The 18,297-nt window shown below is 45.9% G+C and carries 17 protein-coding genes and 2 tRNA genes; 3 read left to right on the top strand and 16 right to left on the bottom strand.

Going from position 1 to position 18,297, the window contains the following annotated elements; all coding sequences use genetic code 11:
* Positions 1-107 precede the first annotated feature (107 nt).
* The 12 genes from truB to rlmE all read right to left on the bottom strand — a co-directional run bounded on the left by truB (position 108) and on the right by rlmE (position 12,361).
* A complete protein-coding gene (gene truB, locus Xenpb_RS04535; protein WP_187653263.1) occupies positions 108-1,055 on the bottom strand; it encodes a tRNA pseudouridine(55) synthase TruB in 948 nt (315 codons plus the stop codon).
* On the bottom strand, positions 1,055-1,465 hold the full coding sequence (rbfA, locus tag Xenpb_RS04530; RefSeq protein WP_187653262.1) for a 30S ribosome-binding factor RbfA: 411 nt from the start codon (positions 1,463-1,465) through the stop codon (positions 1,055-1,057). Before rbfA ends, truB begins: the two co-directional genes overlap by 1 nt.
* A 75-nt stretch (positions 1,466-1,540) precedes the next feature.
* Positions 1,541-4,315: a translation initiation factor IF-2 gene (infB, locus tag Xenpb_RS04525; protein WP_187653261.1), complete on the bottom strand. Its 2,775-nt coding sequence runs from the start codon at positions 4,313-4,315 to the stop codon at positions 1,541-1,543.
* 25 nt (positions 4,316-4,340) lie between these two features.
* On the bottom strand, positions 4,341-5,849 hold the full coding sequence (gene nusA, locus Xenpb_RS04520; RefSeq protein ID WP_099112659.1) for a transcription termination factor NusA: 1,509 nt from the start codon (positions 5,847-5,849) through the stop codon (positions 4,341-4,343).
* Between the two features lie 21 nt (positions 5,850-5,870).
* Positions 5,871-6,323 carry a ribosome maturation factor RimP gene (gene rimP / locus Xenpb_RS04515; RefSeq protein WP_145956856.1) on the bottom strand — a complete coding sequence of 151 codons (453 nt, stop codon included), beginning with the start codon at positions 6,321-6,323 and terminating at the stop codon, positions 5,871-5,873.
* 225 nt (positions 6,324-6,548) lie between these two features.
* Positions 6,549-6,625, bottom strand: a tRNA-Met gene (locus Xenpb_RS04510).
* Between the two features lie 58 nt (positions 6,626-6,683).
* A tRNA-Leu gene (locus Xenpb_RS04505) sits at positions 6,684-6,773 on the bottom strand.
* Positions 6,774-6,858: 85 nt separating this feature from the next.
* The gene (gene secG, locus Xenpb_RS04500; RefSeq protein ID WP_187653260.1) at positions 6,859-7,197 is read right to left on the bottom strand and encodes a preprotein translocase subunit SecG; all 339 of its coding nucleotides are present in this window, start codon (positions 7,195-7,197) and stop codon (positions 6,859-6,861) included.
* Positions 7,198-7,397: 200 nt separating this feature from the next.
* Positions 7,398-8,735, bottom strand: coding sequence for a phosphoglucosamine mutase (gene glmM, locus Xenpb_RS04495; RefSeq protein WP_187653259.1), 1,338 nt, complete (start codon positions 8,733-8,735; stop codon positions 7,398-7,400).
* A 34-nt stretch (positions 8,736-8,769) separates the two neighbouring features.
* Positions 8,770-9,645, bottom strand: a complete 876-nt coding sequence (folP, locus tag Xenpb_RS04490; RefSeq protein ID WP_187653258.1) for a dihydropteroate synthase — start codon at positions 9,643-9,645, stop codon at positions 8,770-8,772.
* Between the two features lie 124 nt (positions 9,646-9,769).
* Positions 9,770-11,683: an ATP-dependent zinc metalloprotease FtsH gene (ftsH, locus tag Xenpb_RS04485; RefSeq protein ID WP_187653257.1), complete on the bottom strand. Its 1,914-nt coding sequence runs from the start codon at positions 11,681-11,683 to the stop codon at positions 9,770-9,772.
* 48 nt (positions 11,684-11,731) lie between these two features.
* Positions 11,732-12,361: a 23S rRNA (uridine(2552)-2'-O)-methyltransferase RlmE gene (gene rlmE, locus Xenpb_RS04480; RefSeq protein WP_047962391.1), complete on the bottom strand. Its 630-nt coding sequence runs from the start codon at positions 12,359-12,361 to the stop codon at positions 11,732-11,734.
* Positions 12,362-12,497: 136 nt separating this feature from the next.
* Here rlmE and yhbY point away from each other — a divergent pair, with 136 nt between their 5' ends.
* Complete coding sequence (gene yhbY, locus Xenpb_RS04475; protein ID WP_099112665.1) at positions 12,498-12,791, top strand: ribosome assembly RNA-binding protein YhbY; 294 nt, start codon at positions 12,498-12,500, stop codon at positions 12,789-12,791.
* 117 nt (positions 12,792-12,908) lie between these two features.
* On the opposite strand, the gene greA is transcribed toward yhbY, so the two are convergent.
* Entirely contained in the window at positions 12,909-13,385 is a 477-nt protein-coding gene (gene greA / locus Xenpb_RS04470) for a transcription elongation factor GreA (RefSeq protein ID WP_047962393.1), read from the bottom strand.
* A 272-nt stretch (positions 13,386-13,657) separates the two neighbouring features.
* On the opposite strand from greA, the gene dacB reads away from it, so the two are divergent.
* Positions 13,658-15,106 (top strand): serine-type D-Ala-D-Ala carboxypeptidase, encoded by a 1,449-nt coding sequence (gene dacB, locus Xenpb_RS04465; RefSeq protein WP_187653256.1) that lies wholly within the window; start codon positions 13,658-13,660, stop codon positions 15,104-15,106.
* A gap of 63 nt (positions 15,107-15,169) precedes the next feature.
* Here the strand turns inward: dacB and cgtA are convergent, their stop codons facing one another.
* The 3 genes from cgtA to rplU form a co-directional block, all read right to left on the bottom strand.
* On the bottom strand, positions 15,170-16,339 hold the full coding sequence (gene cgtA, locus Xenpb_RS04460) for an Obg family GTPase CgtA (protein ID WP_187653315.1): 1,170 nt from the start codon (positions 16,337-16,339) through the stop codon (positions 15,170-15,172).
* A gap of 130 nt (positions 16,340-16,469) precedes the next feature.
* On the bottom strand, positions 16,470-16,727 hold the full coding sequence (rpmA, locus tag Xenpb_RS04455; protein WP_011148617.1) for a 50S ribosomal protein L27: 258 nt from the start codon (positions 16,725-16,727) through the stop codon (positions 16,470-16,472).
* Positions 16,728-16,747: 20 nt separating this feature from the next.
* Positions 16,748-17,056, bottom strand: a complete 309-nt coding sequence (gene rplU, locus Xenpb_RS04450) for a 50S ribosomal protein L21 (RefSeq protein ID WP_047962395.1) — start codon at positions 17,054-17,056, stop codon at positions 16,748-16,750.
* Positions 17,057-17,306: 250 nt separating this feature from the next.
* On the opposite strand from rplU, the gene ispB reads away from it, so the two are divergent.
* Positions 17,307-18,278, top strand: coding sequence for an octaprenyl diphosphate synthase (gene ispB / locus Xenpb_RS04445; protein ID WP_187653255.1), 972 nt, complete (start codon positions 17,307-17,309; stop codon positions 18,276-18,278).
* Positions 18,279-18,297 lie beyond the last annotated feature (19 nt).

Here is an 18,297-nt window from a genome sequence, read left to right as displayed (position 1 = left end):
CGCGGTATTCTACGCTGCAAATAAGTGAAGCGCAAGACAGCACAATCGGTGCCTTTCACTGCATCTACACAATTTGTCTGCTTTGAATTCCTTATCAGTTGCTATCATTATTCGATTTCAGTTTCAACAACCAGACGGCGAGGAGCGACCAGCCCATCATCGTCAATCACCGCAATGCCGATGAATTTATTTTCATCACCTTCGGTGACCCGCACCCATTCACCCGAAGCCAGATTATGATTGCTTCGGACTGGCTGCCCTTGTTTAAAATAAGACGCAACCACGGATGCCAAGTGAATCACAGGGAAATGAGCAACAGCGGTATCCATTGGCAGTAACAATGGATCAAGCAGCGTTCCCGCTTCAATTTCCTGATCTTCAGCCTGTTGTTTTAATTCATATAACTGTTCCAGCGTTACCATCCTTTGATTAGGATAATTGGCAACCTGTAAACGGCGCAAATAAATAACATGAGCGCCACAGCCCAAAAGTTCACCCAAATCATCAATGATGGTACGGATGTAAGTTCCTTTGGAACAGTGTATTTCCAATTCCAGTTCATTCCCTTCCCAGCGAATGAATTGCAATTCATAAACAGTGATAGGACGCGCTTCTCGCTCAATTTCAATACCCTGACGGGCATATTCGTACAGTGGTTTTCCTTGATGTTTCAATGCAGAGTACATGGAAGGAACCTGCATGGTATCACCACGGAATGTATCCAAGGTATCATTAAGCTGAGATTGGGTTATTTGTACTTCACGTTCACGAATGATGATTCCATGTGAATCTGAAGTATCTGTACGCTGCCCCAAACGGGCGATCACCCGATAGCGTTTGTCAGAATCCAGCAGGAATTGGGAAAATTTAGTCGCTTCGCCAAGACAAATCGGCAGCATGCCTGTTGCCAGCGGATCCAGCGCGCCAGTATGACCAGCCTTACTGGCATTGAAAATTCGCCTTACTTTCTGTAACGCATCATTGGAGGAAATATCCTGCGGCTTATCCAGCAACAGTACACCGTGTATCGCACGGCCTCTACGACGGCGTCCCATCACTTTTCCTCGTTGTTATCCGCAGATGCACGGCGCTTCTCGTCATTTTTTACAACGTTACTGACCAGATTTGACATACGCATCCCTTCCACCAGAGAGCTGTCATAGGAAAATGTCAGTTCAGGAATGACCCGAAGGCGCATCGCTTTACCCAGCAGGGAACGAATAAAACCGGAAGCTTCGTTCAATGCTTTGATACCTTCTTTGACCATATCTGAATCATGATCTTCCACCAGAATATTCAGAAAGGTCACAAATACTTTGGCATAAGCCAGATCGCGGGAAACCTCAACACCAGAGACTGTCGCCATGCCGATACGTGGATCTTTAACTTCACGCTGTAAAATGATGGCAATCTCTTTTTGCATTTCTTGTGCAACGCGCTGAGTACGACTGAATTCTCTTGCCATTGTTATATCTCCTGACATTTTGGGGGGCATTAAGCCCCCCAAGAATGGAATAAATCTATTGGATAGATAATGGTATTAATCGATGGAGCGTTTAATTTCAATTACTTCAAAGACTTCAATCATATCGCCAACGCGAACATCATTGTAGTTCTTCACACCGATACCACATTCCATACCATTACGGACTTCGTTAACGTCATCCTTGAAGCGACGCAAGGATTCCAGCTCGCCTTCGTAAATGACCACGTTATCACGCAGAACACGGATTGGGTTATTACGCTTGATGGAACCTTCTGTCACCATACAACCAGCGATAGCACCAAATTTCGGTGACTTAAATACGTCACGGACTTCGGCCAGGCCCATGATCTGCTGTTTGTATTCTGGTGCCAGCATGCCGCTCATAGCCTGTTTGATTTCATCAATCAGGTTATAGATAACGGAGTAGTAACGCAGATCCAGACTTTCGTTTTCGATGATACGACGTGCAGACGCATCAGCACGAACGTTGAAGCCCAGAATAATAGCGCTGGATGCCGCTGCCAACGTTGCATCCGTTTCGGTGATACCACCTACGCCTGAACCGATGATTTTCACTTTTACTTCATCAGTAGACAGTTTCAGCAATGAATCACAAATTGCTTCACATGTACCTTGAACGTCAGTTTTCAGAACGATATTCAGTTCAGATACTTTACCTTCTTCCATGTTAGCAAAAATGTTTTCCAGCTTAGCTTTGTGCTGACGAGCCAGCTTCACTTCACGGAATTTACCCTGACGGTACAGAGCCACTTCACGCGCTTTCTTCTCGTCACGAACAACTGTCGCTTCATCACCCGCAGATGGAACATTGGACAGACCCAAGATTTCCACTGGAATAGACGGGCCGGCAGAAGTCACTTCACGACCAAGTTCATTACGCATCGCACGGATACGGCCATATTCGAAGCCACACAGAACGATGTCGCCTTTATTCAACGTACCAGACTGAACCAGAATGGTCGCAACCGGGCCACGGCCTTTATCCAAGAAGGATTCAATGACCACACCATTTGCCATGCCAGTGCGTACAGCTTTCAGTTCAAGAACCTCAGACTGAAGCAGGATTGCTTCCAGTAATTCATCAATACCAGTACCTGCTTTAGCAGACACATTGATGAACTGGTTTTCACCGCCCCACTCTTCTGAAATGATGCCGTATTGTGACAATTCATTCTTCACACGATCTGGATCAGCTTCTGGTTTATCGATCTTGTTCACCGCAACGACAACAGGTACGTTAGCTGCCTTAGCATGCTGGATAGCTTCGACAGTCTGAGGCATTACGCCGTCATCCGCAGCCACAACCAGAACGACGATATCCGTTGCCTGCGCACCACGTGCACGCATGGAGGTAAACGCAGCATGGCCTGGGGTATCCAGGAAGGTGATCATGCCTTTTTCAGTTTTCACATGATATGCACCAATGTGCTGAGTAATGCCACCCGCTTCCCCGGAAGCCACTTTAGTGGAGCGGATATAATCCAGCAGGGAGGTTTTACCGTGGTCAACGTGACCCATGATGGTTACAACTGGTGCACGAGCTTCTGCCAGCGTTTCACCCGTATCACGATCACTCATCAGCGCTTCTTCCAGTTCGTTTTCACGACGCAGGATAACTTTATGCCCCATTTCTTCGGCAACCAGTTGTGCTGTTTCTTGATCGATAACTTGGTTGATAGTCACCATTGCACCCATGTTCATCATCGTTTTGATGACTTGGGCACCTTTGACTGCCATTTTGTTAGCCAGCTCAGCGACGGTAATAGTTTCACCAATCACGACATCACGGTTAACCGCTACAACAGGTTTAGTGAAACTCTGCTGTAAAGCGCTTGGTTTGCGATGTTTGCCTTTGGTACGGCCTACTGCACGCGCTTCTTCGCGATCAGCTTTAGACTCAGAATGCTTGTTGTTTTTCTTTTGACGGGTAGCTTTACCGCCACGGGAACGGGAACGACGATCGCCTTCAACTTTGGCGTCATTTTCATCTTCCGCATCGCGGGCATAACGGGAAGTCGTTACGTGGTAGTCACTACTGCTGTCATTGTTATCAGAATCATCAGACCATTTGTCTTGATTTTCTTCTGCCATTCTACGCGCTTCTTCTGCAACACGTTTCGCTTCCTCTTCCACCTTACGGCGCATTTCTTCTTCAGCTTTACGTTTTAAATTTGCAGCTTCAGCTTCACGACGCGCTTTTTCATTTTGCGCAGCAGAGTCAGTCTGAACTGATTTTTGTTTGTTTTCGGTATGTTGCTTAGTCACTTTTTCTTTTTCCGCCGCCTCACGCTGAGAGAGTGTTGACTCTTCACGTTTGGCTTTTTCTTCTGCTTCACGTTGAGCGCTCTCTTTTGCTTCACGTTTAGCCTTTTCTTCAGCTTCACGTTTAGCTTGCTCTTCCGCGAGTTTTTTCGCTTCAGCTTCAAGCCGCGCCTTCTCTTCTGCCTCGCGCCGAGCCTGCTCTTCCGCTTCACGCTTCGCCTGTTCTTCCGCTTTAGCTTGTTCAACAGCGTCGCGGTTTACATATGTGCGCTTTTTGCGGACTTCAATCGCTACCGATTTACTTTTGCCACCGGTGCCAGGAACGTTCAGTGTACTGCGCGTTTTACGCTGTAGTGTTAATTTACCTGGCTGGCCGCCAGAACCGCCTTGTTCTCGGTTCAAGTGAGCCAGCAAAGCTTCTTTTTCTTTCTGGGAAACAGAGTCAGTTGCGGTTTTCTGAATGCCAGCATCAGCGAACTGCTGGATTAGACGTTCTACCGATGTCTGGATCTCTTCTGCCAGTAATTTTACGGTTACCTCTGTCATTCTGTTCCTTCCTGCTACAGTTTATTTATGCATCATCGCCAAACCAACAGATATTTCGGGCTGCCATAATGAGTTCTCCTGCTTTCTCATCATTCAGTCCTTCGATATCAGATAAGTCGTCGATACCCTGCTCGGCAAGATCTTCCAGAGTACAGATGCCACGGGCAGCCAGGTTAAACGCCAAAGTACGCTCCATGCCAGGCAGATTCAATAAATCTTCGGCAGGCTGCTGATCACCAAGACTCTCTTTCTGAGCCAGTTCCAGCGTCGTCAAGGCCGCTTTTGCGCGCTCACGAAGAACTTCAACGGTTTCTTCATCAAGGCCTTCTACTGCCAGAAGTTCATTGATTGGCACGTAAGCCAGTTCTTCCAGTGTAGAGAAACCTTCCTCGACCAATACAGTGGCGAAATCTTCATCAATGTCGAGATGCTTAGTAAATGTATCAATAGAAGCATGAGCTTCTGCCTGATGTTTTGCTTGCAGCTCTTCCGCAGTCATGACATTCAGTTCCCATTTGTCATCACCACGATGTTTTTTCAACAGCTGTGCTGCCAGACGAACGTTTTGACCATTACGTCCAATCGCCTGAGCAAGATTACTGTTTTCTACGGCAACATCCATCGTGCAGTTGTCTTCATCAACCACAATAGACGCAACATCCGCCGGAGCCATTGCATTAATGACAAACTGTGCAGGGTTATCGTCCCACAACACGATGTCAATTCTTTCACCACCCAGCTCACTGGAAACAGCTTGCACCCTTGCACCACGCATACCTACGCAAGCGCCAACCGGATCAATACGCTTGTCATTGGTTTTTACTGCGATCTTCGCACGGGAACCAGGATCACGGGCAGCAGCTTTGATCTCAATGATCTCTTCGCCAATTTCAGGCACTTCGATGCGGAACAGTTCAACCAGCATCTCAGGACGAGAGCGAGTAATGAAAAGCTGTGCACCACGAGCTTCAGGACGAACATCATACAGGACGCCGCGCACGCGGTCACCTGGACGGAAGTTTTCCCGTGGTAACATGTCTTCACGTAAAATGACCGCTTCAGCATTATTACCTAAATCCAAGGTAATATTTTCGCGGTTCACTTTTTTGACCTGACCGGTCACGATTTCACCCTGTTGCTCACGGAATTGGTCAACAACCATCGCGCGTTCAGCTTCACGTACTTTCTGTACGATAACCTGTTTTGCAGTCTGAGTCGTAATACGGTCAAAAGTTACTGATTCAATTTGATCTTCAATATAACCACCCAGTTCAATCTCCGGGTCTTCATATTTTGCTGCTTCCAACGTAATTTCACGTGTTGGCAGTGTGACTTCTTCTACAGCCAACCAACGGCGGAAAGTATCAAAATCACCGGATTTACGATCGATGCAAACACGAACGTCAATTTCCTGCTCATACTTTTTCTTGGTGGCTGTCGCCAGTGCAATCTCTAATGCTTCGAAGATTTTTTCGCGAGGGAGTGATTTTTCATTAGAAACCGCTTCCACAACAGCCAGAATTTCTTTATTCATCCTAGTTGCCTCATCCGAACTTTAAAAGTGGGGTACCAGGTTCGCTTTCTGGATGTTGCTCAGTGCGAACACTTCGTCTTTTCCATCCACCGTAACCGTTATCATTTCACCATCAACAGCCTTGATGATACCTTGCCATTTGCGACGGTTCTGCATTGCCATGCGTAACAATAAATTGACTTTTTCACCCATAAAACGCTGGTAGTGTTCAGCCTTAAACAGTGGACGCTCAAGCCCTGGTGAAGATATTTCCAGGTTATAAAGCACTGAAATCGGATCTTCAACATCAAGCACTGCACTGACCTGGTGGCTAACATCAGCACAATTATCAACAGTGATACCCTCTTCACTATCGATATAGACCCGCAGCGTTGACACGCGCGCGCGAATAAACTCCAGGCCGACTAATTCAAAACCCAAAGCTTCAACTGGTGCTGAAATCATCTCTGTTAATTTTTGCTCTAATGTGGACAAGCCCACCCCCAAGACATAAAAAAAGGGCTATATTAGCCCAGTAGTTCTGCTGTCAAATAACAAAAAACCCCGATACGCGGGGCTTTATGCAACTGGACCCTGTTTACTGCCAGTGGTCTCAACCAACTTCTCTCTATATCTTTCAAAGCAACCTTGCAAATTAGGATCGATATCTTAACGGGCTGCTGGGTGACTACTCTGGAAAAGATACAGGTTGTTAAGAAGTGGTTGCGGGAGCCGGATTTGAACCGACGACCTTCGGGTTATGAGCCCGACGAGCTACCATGCTGCTCCATCCCGCGTTCGAAAACGTGGCAAATCTTACGCTGATAATACTAAAAACGCAAGTTTCTAGATTAATGGTGCCGAGGACGGGACTTGAACCCGTACGCCCGTTGTTTAGGCACTACCACCTCAAGGTAGCGTGTATACCAATTTCACCACCTCGGCACTGATTTCTAGGACTGTTATTTTAATGGTTATTTAATTTAACTAATTAAGCCAACAACCCTATTTTAATTCTGTTTACTGAAAGTTACTGCGGGATATCACTATTTGGTTTTACTGGTACTGCCGGAACTTCTGTTTGTTTTTCAACTTTCACAGGTTCAGCAAGGTTATCCCATTTACTGCTTGACCCAGTTTTATTGCTGGTCATGTTACCAAGAATCAGACTGATAACAATAAACAGCGTTGCTAAGATAGCTGTCATGCGGGTCATAAAGTTGCCAGAACCCGATGAACCAAACAATGTATTAGATGCACCCGCACCGAAAGAAGCACCCATATCAGCACCTTTACCCTGCTGTAGCAGAACCAGAGCAATCAGCCCGATACCAACCAGCAAGAATATACCTAAAAGAGCTTCATACATATGTTGTACCCGTTTCCTCGTGGGGTTTACCACACAGCTTATTAGTAGCAACGCAATTTCATAGCGACGCCACACTGCATCACCCGCTCACAAAATTAGAAAAATTAACTTATTGAGCGGGTTTGAATACTAACCAAAGCGTTTCAGACAAGCAAGATTAATTTTAAATACTGGCGCTGATCGAAGAAAAAATCAACAAATTAACCCATTTTTTTCACGGCATCCGCAATACGATGCGCTAATGCAGTGACCTGTTCTTCGTCTTCGCCTTCCACCATCACGCGGATTAACGGCTCTGTTCCTGATTTACGCAGCAGAACACGGCCCTGACCATTCAATTCAGTCTCAACGGATTTCACAGCTTCAAGCACAGGTTCTGATTGCAGAGGATCCGTATTTCCCGCAAAACGAACATTAACCAAAACTTGAGGCAGAAGTTTCATACCGCTGCACAGGTCATACAGGCTCATGTTATTACGTACCATTGCGCTCAGAACTTGCAACCCTGCGACAATACCATCACCTGTTGTGGTTTTATCCAGCAAAATAACATGGCCTGAGTTTTCTGCGCCCAAACGCCAGCCTTTTTCCTGTAGTTTTTCCAATACATAGCGATCACCGACTTTCGCACGTTCAAACGGGATACCAAGCTGTTTCAGTGCCAACTCCAGCCCCATATTGCTCATCAACGTACCTACGGCACCACCCCGCAACTGGCCTTGTCTCAATGCTTCACGTGCGATGATGTAAAGAATCTGGTCGCCATCAACTTTATGGCCCAAATGATCGACCATAATGATGCGATCACCATCGCCGTCAAATGCCAGACCAACATCAGCCTGTTCTTCCAACACGCACTTTTGCAGTAAGCGAACATCTGTCGCGCCACACTCTTCGTTGATATTGATGCCGTTCGGTTCACAACCGATGGTAATAACATCCGCTCCCAACTCTCTGAGCACATTTGGAGCAATGTGATAAGTCGCGCCATTTGCACAATCCAGCACAATTTTTAGTCCATTCAGACTTTGTTCGCTAGGGAATGTGCCCTTACAGAATTCAATATAACGACCCGCCGCATCAACAATCCGATTTGCTCGTCCCAGCTCGGCAGATTCCACACAAGTCAGTGGTTTCTCCATTTCGGCTTCAATCGCTTCTTCAACATTATCAGGCAGCTTAGTCCCGTCAATGGAAAAGAATTTAATGCCGTTATCATAGTAAGGATTGTGGGAAGCAGAAATGACAATTCCAGCTTCTGCACGGAAAGTCCGTGTCAGATATGCCACGGCAGGTGTCGGCATAGGGCCAGTAAAAGATGCTGATAAACCCGCTGCGGCCAACCCTGCTTCCAGTGCTGACTCCAGCATATAGCCTGATATTCGGGTATCTTTACCAATGATAATTTTGCGAGAACCATGACGGGCCAAGACTTTTCCCGCAGCCCAACCAAGTTTCAAAACAAAGTCAGGGGTAATTGGGGTATTACCCACTTTGCCACGGATACCGTCAGTACCAAAATATTTACGGCTACTCATAAAGTTATTTTCCTTTGCTGAACGTATTCTTTGCTCACAGCGTGTTTTTTGCTGACATCGTGTTTTTTACTGACGTCATATTCCGTGCAGACAGTGTTGCCTGAACGATTTGCATTGCCTGTACGGTTTCTTTTACATCATGTACACGAATAATTTGGGCGCCTTGCATGGCTGCAATCACAGCACAAGCAACACTTCCTGTCACTCGCTCCTGCGGTGGAACATGAAGTAATTGACCAATCATCGATTTACGTGACATTCCTGCCAGAATAGGTAAGCCCAAATGATGGAATTCCTGCAAATGGGCCAATAGCTGATAATTATGCGATAAGTTCTTACCAAAACCGAAGCCAGGATCAAGAATCAAGTTGTTTTTTGCGATTCCCGCCGCAATACAAAGCTCAATTTGACTGTTCAGGAATGTTTTTACTTCCGATAAGACATCTTCATAATGAGGTTCAGTCTGCATCGTGCGTGGTTGCCCCTGCATATGCATCAAGCAGATCGGCAAACCGGTTTGTGCCGCCGCATCAAGTGCTCCTGGCTCCTGCAACGCCCGAATATCGTTGATGATATGGGCTCCGGCTTTGGCTGATTCCTTCATGACGACAGCTTTTGAAGTGTCTACAGAAATCCAGACATCAAAGCGCTGTGCCAGTGCCTCAATCACCGGAACAACGCGATCCAGCTCTTCCTGCTCACTCACCTCATCTGCACCAGGGCGTGTCGATTCTCCTCCCACATCAATAATGGTTGCACCATCCTCAATCATTTTAGCGGCATGTCTCAGGGCCGTATCAAAAGTATTATGGGTTCCACCATCAGAGAAAGAATCAGGAGTCACATTCAGAATTCCCATCACTTGTGGGCAAGAAAGATCGAGGACGCTGCCTCTGGCTGTCAGTTTCATCGCTAGGGGGCCTTAATGTCAAAACCCCAGGCGAAACCTGGGGTTTAATTTAAGAAGTACAGTCTGTCAAATCCAAGGGCAATAATTTGTCATTACCCTTGGTTTGATAAGATCATTAACCTCGTTATGCAGTTGGATTGCCATCCGCAGGTTTCGCAGCTTGTTGCGGAGATGATGGAGTATGGTTGTTATTACCACCATTATTACCACCTTCCCAACCTGCCGGCGGACGTACTGCTGTTCGATTCATCAAGTCGTCAATCTGAGGGGCATCAATAGTTTCATACTTCATCAATGCATCTTTCATTGAGTGAAGAATATCCAAATTATCCATCAGAATCTGACGTGCACGTATATAGTTACGATCGATGATAGCTTTCACTTCTTGATCAATTAAACGCGCAGTGTCTTCAGACATATGTTTCGCTTTAGCAACTGAACGACCAAGGAAAACCTCACCTTCTTCTTCCGCATACAGCAATGGCCCCAGTTTTTCTGAGAAACCCCATTGTGTCACCATGTTACGCGCAATAGATGTTGCCACTTTAATATCATTGGATGCGCCAGTAGAAACACTGTCTACACCATAGATAATTTCTTCGGCTAAGCGCCCGCCGTATAAGGTTGAAATCTGGCTTTCCAATTTCTGACGGCTTGCGCTGATTTGATCACCTTCTGGTAAGAAGAACGTCACACCTAACGCACGACCACGAGGGATAATCGTAACTTTATGAACAGGATCGTGCTCTGGCACCAAACGGCCGATGATGGCATGGCCTGCTTCATGATATGCCGTGGATTCCTTCTGTTCTTCCGTCATCACCATTGAACGACGTTCCGCGCCCATCATGATCTTGTCTTTGGCTTTTTCGAACTCAACCATAGAAACCACGCGCTTGTTACCACGAGCAGCAAACAGAGCGGCTTCGTTAACAAGGTTGGCCAAATCCGCACCAGAGAAACCCGGTGTGCCACGAGCAATGATAGATGCGTCAATATCAGTATCCAAAGGGATACGACGCATATGAACTTTCAGAATTTGCTCACGGCCACGTACATCCGGCAGACCAACGACGACCTGACGGTCAAAACGGCCCGGACGTAACAATGCAGGATCAAGTACATCAGGACGGTTGGTCGCTGCGATAACGATAATACCTTCGTTACCTTCGAAACCATCCATTTCAACCAGCATCTGGTTAAGTGTCTGTTCACGTTCATCGTGTCCGCCACCTAAACCAGCACCACGCTGACGTCCTACTGCATCAATTTCGTCGATAAAGATGATGCAAGGTGCAGCTTTCTTCGCTTGTTCAAACATATCACGAACACGGGAAGCCCCCACACCAACAAACATTTCAACGAAGTCAGAACCAGAGATGGTAAAGAAAGGCACTTTTGCCTCACCCGCGATAGCTTTAGCCAACAGCGTCTTACCAGTACCCGGCGGGCCAACCATCAAGATACCTTTCGGGATCTTACCGCCCAGTTTTTGGAAACGACCAGGTTCACGCAGGTATTCAACCAATTCACCTACTTCTTCTTTTGCTTCGTCACAACCAGCAACATCGGCAAACGTGGTTTTGATTTGGTCTTCAGTCAACATGCGGGCTTTGCTTTTACCAAAAGACATCGCCCCTTTACCGCCACCACCTTGCATCTGGCGCATAAAGAAGATCCAGATGCCAATCAGCAGTAGCATTGGGAACCATGAAATAAAGAGGGTTGCTAACAGGCCTTGTTGTTCTGGTGGTTCGCCAACAACTTTTACCTGTTTATTGAGTAGTGTATCCAGCAGCTTTTCATCCGGAATTGGCATATAAGTGCTGTATTTTCCACCGTTGTCTTTCTTAGTGAAATCAATGTCACGACCCGAAATACGTACTTCGCTTACTTGATTCTGCGATATTTCATTGATGAAACTAGAGTAATCAACCCTACGACCACTGGAATCGCTGGGACCAAAACTCTGGAACAATAACATCAAGACAACTGCGATGACTAACCAGAGAATCAGGTTTTTCGCCATGTCACTCAAGGGATTAACCTCATATTACAACTGTGTTAACAAATAGTAGTCAGGGTACTACACTTTCCGCCCTGTCGCTACAATGTATACTTCACGTGATCGTGCGCGCGAAGCTTCTGGTTTACGAATTTTTATCTTCGTAAAAAGGGAGCGTATTTCCCTCAGGTATTCATCAAAGCCCTCTCCCTGAAACACTTTGACAATAAAACTGCCCCCAGGGGCCAGCACATCACGACACATATCCAACGCTAACTCAATCAGATACATGGATCGGGGAATATCGACCGCGGGGGTTCCACTCATATTGGGAGCCATATCCGACATGACGACCTGGACTTTATTATCACCAACTCTTTCAAGCAATGTTTTCAATACAAGTTCATCACGAAAATCTCCCTGAAGGAAATCAACCCCAACTATCGGATCCATCGGCAAAAGATCACAGGCAATCACTCGCCCGTTATTGCCAATCTGGCTGACTACGTATTGAGACCACCCACCCGGAGCAGCACCTAAATCAACAACGGTCATGCCCGGTTTAAAGATTTTGTCGCTTTGCTGTATCTCATCAAGTTTAAACCAAGCGCGAGAGCGAAGCCCTTTTTTCTGTGCCTGAAGAACATATTTATCACTAAAATGTTCCTGTAACCAGCGACTTGAGCTTGCTGAGCGTTTTTTATTGGCCATTGTTCTTTCCAACTATACTAAAAAAAAGCCTTACTTTTTTGCGCTCTCTTATCAAACCACACCACACTATTTATGGTGATAGATATGAGATGGCGGTAGAATATGTCGTTTTCAATCCCAACTAAGCAAAAAAACGATGACTCTTAACAAAAAACAAGTTCAATACCTGAAAAGTCTCGCTCATTCATTAAAGCCTGTTGTTATGATCGGCAACAATGGGTTGACCGAAGGCGTATTGGCTGAAATCGAACAAACTCTTTCGCATCACGAGCTTATCAAAGTCAAAGTTGCAGGCGAAGACCGCGAAATGAAAACTTTGATCGCTGAAGCGATTGTTCGTGAAACTGGTGCACATAATGTGCAAATTATAGGAAAAATGCTAGTTCTCTACCGTCCATCAGAAGAACGCAAGATTAGTCTACCTAAATAATCACGGCATATTTATACAAAAATGCCATCGTGAGCTATTTCTTTATCATGATAAAAAAGGCCAAGTCTGGCCTTTTTTATTCCATGTAAACGTAATCGCCGATTACCATGGTATTTATCAGATGTAATCCACATTCAAAACTTCGTATTCCACCTGGCCGCCTGGCGTGGTGATGACAACAACATCATCCACTTCTTTGCCAATCAAGCCACGGGCAATAGGTGAATTCACAGAAAGAAGATTTTCTTTGATATTCGCCTCGTCATCACCCACGATACGGTAAGTTTGCTCTTCATCTGAATCCACATTCAGTACCGTTACCGTTGCCCCAAAGATCACCCGACCATTGTTAGTCATCTTCGTGACATCAATCACCTGAGCATTAGAAAGTTTGGCCTCAATTTCCTGAATACGACCTTCGCAGAAACCCTGCTGCTCACGAGCGGCATGATATTCCGCATTTTCTTTCAAATCACCATGTTCACGCGCATCAGCGATTGCAGTAATAATTTGAGGGCGACGTACAGTTTTCAAATGTTCTAATTCTTCGCGCAATTTATCCGCGCCACGTACCGTCATCGGAATTTGTTTCATTTATCAAACCTCTAAATCAATCCTAAGCCCAAACACATCTTCCTGATTTTTGTAATAACAGCACAATGAGCACACCCTATCAGGCGGGCCTCCAGACAATAAAAGGAGTGTAAACCCAGCATAATCTGAAGTTCACAGGCATATTTTAACTACTAATCTATCATTCTAACGTAGAGTTGATGATGGATCATCGTTTACTTTTCCTTAAATTGCACCTTAGTATTATTAATACAAATATTATTGGAATACATCCACCTTCATATGCGAGATCTATGGCTCTTTTAAAAATTACCAGCAGAATAGCTTGTATGCTCAGCTTGAGCCTGAGTGTTTTCAGTGCAAATGCTTCTTCAATTGAGGAAAACTCTCAGTATTTGCCGATGGGAACTCATTTCTCATTTATTGCCCAAAAAGTCAGCTCAAAAACGCCATTAGTTGATTATCACGGGCAACAAATGGCATTACCGGCAAGTACACAAAAAATTGTGACGGCGTTGGCAGCCCTGCTACAGCTTGGTAAGGATTACCGTTTTATCACCACACTGGAAAGTGATGCCAGTATCTCGAATGGCATCTTAGAAGGTAATCTGACAGCCCGTTTTGTAGGCGACCCGATGCTAACGCGCTCGCAACTGCGTAACATGGTCGAAACATTAAAACAATCAGGTATCAAACAGATTAATGGCGACCTCATCATAGATGTTTCCATTTTCGCCAGCCACGATAAAGCGCCCGGCTGGGTATGGAATGATATGACCCAGTGTTTCAGTTCCCCCCCATCCGCTGCAATTGTGGATAAAAACTGTTTTTCAGTTTCACTTTACAGTTCAGAGCAACCCGGCGGACTGGCATTTGTCCGTATCCCCTCTTTTTACCCTGTTAATGTTTTCAGTGAAGTAAAGACATTAGCCAAAGGCTCGCCAGAAGCAAAATACTGTGAACTGGATGTCACATCAGGTGACCTAAATCGATATACTCTTACCGGCTGCCTGACTCAACGTGATGAGCCGCTCCCATTGGCATTCGCCGTTCAAAATGGTGCAAGTTATGCCGGTGCGATTCTGAAAAATGAACTGCGTATTGCCGGTATTGAGTTGAACGGTGCTATACGACGCCAATCGATCCCTCAACAGCCAGAAAAAATTCTCGCCCTGAACCAATCAGTACCATTACACAGCATGCTTTCAATCATGTTGAAAAAGTCAGATAACATGATTGCTGATGCCCTCTTCCGTACCCTTGGCCATCGCTATTTTAACGTTCCGGGAACATGGCATTCTGGCTCTGACGCAGTTCGTCAGATTTTGAAACAAAAAGCCGGCATTGATTTAGGTAATACTGTCATGGTGGATGGTTCCGGCCTTTCTCGCCATAATTTAATTACGCCTGCAACCATGATGGAGATCTTACAATTTATTGCCCAACACGATAATGAATTGGATTTCATCTCCATGCTTCCTAAATCTGGGTATGATGGTACTCTGGCTTATCGTCCCGGTCTGCATGAAGCAGGGCTGGATGGTAAGGTATTTGCAAAAACAGGCTCATTGCAGGGGGTTTATAATCTGGCAGGATTCATGACCGCCGCCAGTGGGCAGCAAATCGCTTTCGTCCAATTTATTTCTGCTTACTCCGTTTCTCCCGACAACCAACGAACTCGCCGTATTCCATTAGCACGTTTTGAAAATCATTTATATAAATCGTTATACCTGAGTCATTGATCAAACGAAAAAGGGCGCTGTTTTTCGCGCCCTTTTGTCATGTTCGAACTTCAGATATGAAGACTAGCGTTTATAGATAAACTCTATACCTTCGTCGTCTTCTTCGTCCCAGTCATCATCCCAATCATCATCAGATGATGACTGCTGTAACTGTTCTTTGTGGTAGTCATCCCACATGAATTCAACTTTTTCAGGTTGGGATTCTTCCGACGCTTCTAAGCTACGGGGTTGGGTTTTCATAAATTCCATAATATCCCAACAAAGCTCTTTCACACCCTGACGGTTCACGGCTGAGATCATGTAATAATCACCTTCCCAACCAAGCTCATCAGCAATGGCTTTAGCCCGCTGTTTAGCGTCTTCTGGATCCGTCAGATCAACCTTGTTGAATACCAACCAGCGCGGTTTTTCTGCCAGTTTTTCACTGTACTTATGCAGCTCTTTGATGATGATACGCGCATTTTCAACCGGATCAGACTCATCGATCGGACAGAGATCAATCAAGTGCAGCAATACGCGGCAACGTTCCAGATGCTTCAGGAAGCGAATGCCTAAACCGGCACCTTCTGATGCACCTTCAATCAAACCCGGAATATCTGCTACCACAAAGCTTTGTTCGTTATCCATGCGCACAACGCCAAGGCTTGGCACCAGTGTTGTAAATGGATAATCAGCTACTTTGGGTTTAGCTGCCGAAACGGCACGAATAAAGGTGGATTTACCTGCATTTGGCATCCCCAGCATGCCCACATCAGCCAACAGCATCAGCTCCAGCATCAGTTCACGGCTTTCACCCGGTGTTCCCATCGTTCTTTGACGAGGCGCACGGTTCACAGAGGATTTAAAGCGGGTGTTACCAAGCCCGTGGAAACCGCCTTTTGCGACCATAAAACTCTGTTCATGGCGCAGCATGTCCCCAAGTACTTCACCTGTGGCAATGTCACGCACGCGGGTTCCGACAGGAACCTTGATGGTAATATCCTGACCACGTTTACCCGTACAATCTCGGCTTTGTCCATTTTGACCACGTTCAGCGCGGAAGGATTTTTCAAAACGGTAGTCAATCAGCGTATTGAGGTTTTCATCTGCCAGCAGATAAACGTCACCGCCGTCACCGCCGTCACCGCCGTCCGGCCCACCTTTTGGAATATATTTCTCACGACGGAAGCTGACGCAACCATTGCCACCATCTCCCGCTACAACCAGTATCCTGGCTTCATCTACAAATTTCATCATTTTTCTCCGTAGGATAGCCACTGTAAAGCTGGATGGCAGCTAGTACCCAGAGATGGCGTAATCCAGAATATAAAAAGCCCCGCAACACACATTGCAGGGCTTCCGATTCGATTAAGATTCAAAAAACTTATTCAGCTTCGATGCTGATAAATTTACGGTTTTTTGGACCTTTAACTTCGAATTTAACTTTCCCGTCAGCTAATGCGAACAGGGTGTGGTCACGGCCACAACCTACGTTGTTGCCTGCATGGAACTTAGTACCACGTTGACGAACGATGATGCTGCCTGCCAAAACAGACTCACCACCAAAACGTTTTACACCCAGACGTTTGCTTTCAGAATCGCGACCGTTACGAGTCGAGCCGCCAGCCTTTTTGTGTGCCATTAATCTGCTCTCCTAAAATCTTAAGCGATGCCAGTGATTTTAACATCGGTGAACCACTGACGGTGGCCCTGTTGCTTACGGCTGTGTTTACGACGACGAAACTTAACGATTTTAATTTTCTCGCCACGACCGTGAGTAACAACTTCAGCTTTAATTTTAACGCCTTCAACTACTGGAGCGCCGATTTTGATGTCTTCACCATTCACGACCATCAGCACCTGGTCAAACTCAACAGTTTCACCTGTTGCGATGTCCAGCTTTTCCAAGCGAATTGTTTGGCCTTCGCTTACTCGGTGTTGTTTACCACCACTTTGGAAAACTGCGTACATATAAACTCCGCTTTCCGCGCACCCCCTAAAATTCTTTCCAGAGCGCGCTATAAAATATTCACAATAGGGCGCGAATTCTACGCAAAAACCGCTTGGAAGACAAGTGCAGAATTAGAACAGATGAGAAAAAAACGGAGTTTTTCGATTGTCATTTATTTGAACGGTTTTTCAAGTACAATCGATGTATCTTGATATCTATTGATATGCTAATTAATGAGCACAGCTCTGAATCAGAGTCCAAAGCCAAAACATGAATTTAGAATCGATAATAAAACTTACCGCTGATGACATGGCAGCGGTTAATGAAACCATTCTTAACCAATTAAGCTCTGACGTTGCGCTGATCAACCAACTTGGTTACTACATTATCAGCGGTGGTGGCAAACGCATTCGACCGATGATCGCAGTGCTGGCAGGCAAGGCACTTCATTGCGAAGATGAGAAGCACATCACCGTTGCCGCTTTAATTGAGTTTATTCATACCGCAACCTTGTTACATGATGATGTCGTTGATGAATCTGACATGCGACGCGGCAAAGCAACAGCCAACGCCATTTACGGCAATGCAGCCAGTGTCCTTGTGGGTGATTTCATCTATACGCGCTCATTTCAGATGATGACCGATCTTGATTCGATGCGTGTATTGAAACTGATGTCTGATGCCACCAATGTGATTGCTGAGGGTGAAGTTATGCAGTTGATGAACTGCAACGATCCAGATATTTCCGAAGATGATTATATGCGCGTTATCTACAGTAAAACGGCCCGCCTGTTTGAAGTTGCTGCTCATTCAGCAGCCATTCTTGCCAATGCAACCCCGGAGCAAGAAATCGCATTGCGTGATTATGGCCGTTATCTTGGTACTGCGTTTCAGCTCATTGATGATCTTCTGGATTACGATTCTGATAACAACACGCTCGGTAAGAACACAGGGGACGACCTGAACGAAGGCAAACCAACATTGCCGCTTCTGCACGCCATGAACCATGGAACGCCCGAACAATCAGCACTGATACGCAGCGCCATTGAACAAGGCAATGGCCGCCATTTGCTGGATACTGTACTGGCAACAATGAAACAGTGTGGTTCACTCAAATACACCCGCCAACGGGCGGAGGAAGAAGCGGATAAGGCAATTTCAGCGTTGCAAATACTGGAAGACACTCCATACAAGGCGGCCCTGATGGGTTTAGCCCATGTCGCAGTACAACGACTTTCCTGAGCTTAAATCAACCAGTATC

Origin of the sequence: Xenorhabdus sp. PB62.4 (assembly GCF_014467285.1) — a bacterium.
Taxonomy (GTDB): domain Bacteria; phylum Pseudomonadota; class Gammaproteobacteria; order Enterobacterales; family Enterobacteriaceae; genus Xenorhabdus.
This window is presented reverse-complemented; position numbering and strand designations above follow the sequence as displayed.